Source organism: Zunongwangia pacifica, assembly GCF_023499215.1.
Classification (GTDB): Bacteria; Bacteroidota; Bacteroidia; order Flavobacteriales; family Flavobacteriaceae; genus Zunongwangia; species Zunongwangia pacifica.
Map to the genome: position 1 here is coordinate 1 of NZ_JAKHSK010000073.1, position 5605 is coordinate 5605.

Annotated in this window: 4 protein-coding genes; 3 read left to right on the forward strand and 1 reads right to left on the reverse strand. The window is 40.0% G+C overall.

The window, feature by feature from the left end; genetic code table 11:
• Together L1967_RS21895 and L1967_RS21900 are read left to right on the forward strand one after the other, a co-directional pair.
• On the forward strand, positions 1-2783 hold a 2783-nt coding region (locus L1967_RS21895; RefSeq protein WP_249603625.1), incomplete at its 5' end, for an RHS repeat-associated core domain-containing protein.
• 223 nt (positions 2784-3006) lie between these two features.
• Complete coding sequence (locus L1967_RS21900) at positions 3007-3270, forward strand: hypothetical protein (RefSeq protein WP_249603626.1); 264 nt, start codon at positions 3007-3009, stop codon at positions 3268-3270.
• A gap of 46 nt (positions 3271-3316) precedes the next feature.
• Here the strand turns inward: L1967_RS21900 and L1967_RS21905 are convergent, their stop codons facing one another.
• The gene (locus L1967_RS21905; RefSeq protein WP_249603627.1) at positions 3317-3652 is read right to left on the reverse strand and encodes a helix-turn-helix domain-containing protein; all 336 of its coding nucleotides are present in this window, start codon (positions 3650-3652) and stop codon (positions 3317-3319) included.
• 148 nt (positions 3653-3800) lie between these two features.
• On the opposite strand from L1967_RS21905, the gene L1967_RS21910 reads away from it, so the two are divergent.
• Positions 3801-5330: a hypothetical protein gene (locus L1967_RS21910; protein WP_249603628.1), complete on the forward strand. Its 1530-nt coding sequence runs from the start codon at positions 3801-3803 to the stop codon at positions 5328-5330.
• Positions 5331-5605 lie beyond the last annotated feature (275 nt).

The following is a 5605-nucleotide window of genomic DNA, read 5'->3' on the forward strand; positions in this document are numbered from 1 at the left end:
GTACCTTTAGGGCTTCTATCGATGAGGCTTCTACTGCTGGACCTGAAAATAGTCCGTTAAGCGAACTGTGCTATCAATACCGTTATGATCACCGTAACCGTCTGATCGAAAAGAAAATCCCAGGTAAGGGCTGGGAGTATATTGTTTATAATAAACTGGACCAACCCATTCTGACCCAGGATGCCAATCAGGCAGGGAAGTCGACCAAGGAATGGTTGTTTACCAAGTATGATGCCTTTGGCCGGGTAGTGTATACGGGGCTGTTTAAAAGTAACCTTAGCCGCTCCGATCATCAGGACAATGCCGATGCAGAAAACGATCAGTACGAGAACACCTCCAATACCGCATTCAATTATGGCGGTGGCACGTTTTATTATACCGATAATGCCTACCCCGATTTAAGTGAGCATCCCAACGATGTTACTTTGTATACGGTAAACTATTACGACGATTACCGTTTTTATGGCAGCAGCCTGCCACAAAGCGTTTACAGTGTGCCGGTAGAAAACTATAATAATGCGACCAGCACTAGAATAAAGACCAAAGGCCTGGCCACGGGATCAAAAGTACGGGTACTGACCACCAATAGCTGGATCACTACGGTTATGGGGTATGATAAAAAGGGTAGGGTAATCTATAGCAAAACGGGGAACCCATACCTGGAAAGCAGCGATGTGATCAAATATAAACTTGATGATTTCTTGGGACAAATGGAAGAGAGTACGACAGTACATACCAAGACGGGACAACCCACTATCACCACAGTCGACAAATTTGAATACGATCATCTGGGCAGGCTTGTTAAACAGACCCAAAAAATCAACTCTCAGGGAGAAGAACTGATTGCCTTTAATGAATACGATGGATTGGGGCAGCTCAAGAAGAAGGAAGTTGGGAATACCACCACCAGCCCACTTCAAACAGTAGATTATGCTTATAACGTACGTGGCTGGCTTAAGAGGATTAATGATCCCAATAGTTTAGGGAACAAACTCTTTGCCTTTAAGCTGAATTACAATACTACGGAGATGGGGGTTTCAGGAACGCAGTCCCTTTATAATGGGAATATCAGTGAGACAATCTGGAGGACGGCCAATACGGGGACGTATGGGAACCGCAAACGAGGGTATGCTTACCAGTATGATGCCTTAAATAGAATCAAGTCTGGGGCCTTTAGAAGGGCGACGAGTAATGGAAGTTCTTTTACGGAACAGTCTTCCAACTATAACCTTACGGGCATGGTGTATGATCTCAATGGGAATATCCGAAAGCTCAAGCGTTATGGTCATATTACTTTAAATGCCCAGGGAGAAGTTAGCAATTATGGGGTGATGGATGATCTGACCTATAGTTATGATATGGGAAATAGCAGCAACCGACTAATACAGGTCAGTGATATCGGGAGTAAGGATTATGGATTTAAGGATGGTGCGACCAGCAGTGCAGAGTTTGGTTATGATGTGAATGGAAACATGATCAAAGACCTGAACAAGGGCATTGGCAGTATCGCTTACAACCATCTTAATCTTCCGGAAGCGGTAAATGTAACCAGTGATAAAGGGGATGGAACCGGAACGATTTCGTATATTTACGATGCAACGGGAGTAAAACTCAAGAAAACGGCCCCGGGGAATATGGTTACGGAATATGCGGGAAACTACGTTTACAAAAACGGAACATTGGAATTTTTCAATACTCCTGAGGGCTATGTGGAGAAAGAGAACAATGCCTACAAGTATGTGTACCAGTACAAGGATCATTTGGGGAATATTAGAGTATCCTATGATAATAATGGGTCGGTATCCAATCCAAATACTTCTATTGTGGAGGAGAAAAATTATTATCCTTTCGGGTTACAGCACAAGGGGTATAATAATGTCGTGAACGGAACGGAGAACAACTACCAGACGTTCCAAGGAAAAGAGGAAGAAAAAGAGCTTGGTCGAAATAGTTACGATTTTGGTTGGAGAGCCTTTGACCCTGCAATCGCAAGATGGACAAACATAGACCCAATGGCTGAAAGATATATAAAGACTTCACCTTATGTTTTTACAGCTAATAATCCGATTTATAATATTGAAGTTGACGGAAGATATTTTGAAGGTAAGGACGAAAAGAGAGCTGCGAGACTTCAAAGGCAAGCCGAAAAAAGAGCTGCAAAACTTAATAAAAGGGCTGACAAATTAGAGGCTAAAGGAAAAGACGTTGGCGATTTAAGAGAAAGAGCTGGAGAGTTAACCCAATCATCACAAGACATACAAGATATGCGAAATGATGAGAACACCCAATTTAGGTACGCTAATACAAATGGTAAGGAAGCTAAATCTTTAGGAATTAAAGGTAAGCCAGTAACTATTGGTACAGGGACAAATGACAAAGGAGACAATGTTGTTACAATGTTCACAGGCTCGAAAACTGGACAAAAGTTACACGAAACAAGACACGGAGGTCAGCATTCTCGTGGAGAAATAAATGCAATTACCCAAAGTCACGGAGCACAAGGGCTTGACACCGAAGTTAGTGCTTATAGAGCTCAATACGCTTGGGATGGAAAATTACAATATATGACTCATAATTTTGACCAAACAAACATTATAAGTAGAACATTGTTAAATGCTCAAAAAGTTGTGCCAGGAACTTTAATAAATATCAATTCAATAAATCAGATTAATACTAATATGGTTTTTGATATTGGCGAGTTTTATACAGATAGGAGTGCAAGAAATTTAGGCACTTATGTTATCCCTATTTATAGTGCTGGTTCAATAAATAACAACAATTAAGATGTTAAAAAAAGGGTTTTTAATAATATGTGTGCTACTTATAGCATCGTGTAAATCATATGATTTAGCAGGTAAAAAATATCTTGCTTCTAATCAAGAAAAGACTGTTGAAATAGAATTTGTAAATGACACTTTATGCAAGGTCAATCAAAGGTTTTTATGTGATAAGTTGCCTGAAAAATATAGAAATGTAGATTTTAATGCTACATATAAAATCAGTAAAATGAACATCAAAACACACGATGCCAATTTTAAGCCCACAAGGTTTAAAGCAGATATTTTAGTGATTAATAATCTTGATTGCGACGGCTGTGAGAAGTATAAAGAGATACCTAATTATATTGACTTGAATTGCACTACGGTCTTGAATGATGAAAAATTAAAAGGCAAGGTTAAATACGGAGTAATTTATAACATGGTAAATGATACTTTAGTTATAGACAAGAATCAAATATTGTTCGATAACCTAAAGTTGAAGTCAGAATAAAAAATGTTATAAAATAATTGCAAAGCCACTCTTCGGAGTGGTTTTTTTATGCGTAAGCCTTTTTGGTCTTGGTGTCACGGATAAAGGCATCGATGATTTTAATAACGGTAGTTTTATCATCCTCTGAAAGTCGTTGTATCTCACGCATACGGTTGAGCATATCCACGTCCACAACTTCCAAGCTGTCATCCTCGGAAACCAAATAATCAAGGGAAACACCAAGAACTTTAGCAATCATTTTAGCGTTCTCAACAGATGGCACAATATCATCACGCTCGTATTTAGAAATCGCATCACGAGACACGCCTACATAAGAAGCAATATCGACTTGCGATAACTTCTTCTCTTTCCTAATCTTGGTAATCTTCTGTCCTAAAGTCATAGAATAATCGTCTTAAACGCTTTAAATCGTAGTAAACTATACGTTTTGGGCAAATATAGTCAAAATAAAATAGTATTGTCTTGATTTGTTGAATAGTAATATCTAATATTGCAGAGTAAACAATACAAATAATAGAATTATCTGCATTATGGGTAAAAATGTTTTGAATACCACCAACAGCAACAACTACGAATATTTTACCAATCATTTAGAGATACACGTTTTAGGTGGCATAAAACTGAACAAGTTGGATAGTCTGCGGGTAACATTGAGCATCAACAAAACCAAGAACCACAACAAACTCCGCCACAATATCGACCTGTACAACGATAACCAAGTAGAAAAACTGGTGCGAAAAACAGCGGAGCGCATCGAGATAGGAACATCGATTGTTAGAAGAACATTGCAGGAACTTACCAACGAACTCGAAACCTACCGCCTATCACAATTAGAGCAGGAAGATGAAAACGAGTTTACCATTAGGGAACTCACCAAAAAAGAGCTGCGGGCCGCAGGGGCATTTTTAAAGAAAGGCAACTTACTTGAAGCCACGAACGACCTAATCGGAAACAGCGGGGTAATCGGCGAGGAAACCAACAGGCTGTTAATGTACATCATCTTTACGAGCAGAAAGAGCAACAACCCATTGCACTGTATCAGCTTGGGCAGTTCCGGAACAGGAAAGACCCATTTGCAATCCAAAGTTGCAGAACTCATACCGGAACACGACATCGTGGATATGACGGTATTGAGCGAAAATGCCTTTTACTACTTCAGCCGCACAGAATTACAGCATAAACTAATCCTAATCGAAGATATGGACGGCGCAGAAAACGCACTCTATCCACTTCGGGAACTGCAATCAAAACGGAGCATCACAAAACGGGTCAGCCACAAGGACAGGAATGGAAATACCAAAACGATAAAGCTAACGGTTGAAGGTCCTGTATGTGTTGCAGGATGCACCACACAGGAAAGCATCTACGAGGACAACAGCAACAGGAGCTTCTTGCTTTACATTGACGAAAGCCACGAGCAGGACGAAAAGATAATGCAGTACCAGCGGAAAGCTTCCGCAGGCAATATAAATATTGATGCCGAACTGAAATCGAAACGACAATTACAGAACGCACAATTATTACTAAAATCAATCAAGGTCGTCAATCCTTTTGCAGAACATCTACAATTACCAAAATCAGTTTTTAAACCACGGAGAACCAACGCACACTATCTGCAATTTATAGAAGCCGTTACCTTTTACAAACAGTACCAACGGGAACGCAAATATGATGAAGCCACGGGCGAAGAATACATCGAAACCACCATCGAGGACATACAGGAAGCCAACCAACTGTTACAAGAGGTTTTACTGCGCAAGAGCGATATGATAAGCGGAGCGTGCAGAAACTATCTGGAAACGCTCAAAACCTATCTCAAAGCCAACAATCAGACCACCTTTACCAATGCGGAAATAAGGCGAAACCTACGCATCAAGGGAACGACATTGAGACGATACCATACACAGCTTATTGAGGACAATTACATCAAGAAAACCACCAACAACAAGTACAAAGGCTATATCTACGAAATCGTAAGCTACGAGGAATACACAGAGTTACAGGAGCAAATAAACAACGCTCTGGAGAACTGTATTACCATAATGGAAGTGAGCCAATGAGCCACCATTGAGCCACTAACAAAATGGCTCACTTAACCAACATATTTTAAAATAATTACCAATCAAAACAGGTAAACCACCAAAAAGAGGTACGAGCGTATAAAAAATGTCTGGTAGACATTTTTAGCGAAGTAGCCAGCTTGCCGCGCGGGAAATAAAAAACTGTCCAAAATGAAACATCTAAAACTACAGAGTGAACATTACAAAGTACTGGTAAAGAGTTACAAACAATGGCTTGATATACTCGGCTATGCAGAAAGTACAGTTTACAATCT

Bases quoted from the DNA above. Each gene is read 5' to 3' on its own strand.
- L1967_RS21900 (WP_249603626.1), top strand. From the start codon at position 3,007: ATGAACATCAAAACACACGATGCCAATTTTAAGCCCACAAGGTTTAAA.
- L1967_RS21905 (WP_249603627.1), bottom strand. From the start codon at position 3,652: ATGACTTTAGGACAGAAGATTACCAAGATTAGGAAAGAGAAGAAGTTA.
- L1967_RS21910 (WP_249603628.1), top strand. From the start codon at position 3,801: ATGGGTAAAAATGTTTTGAATACCACCAACAGCAACAACTACGAATAT.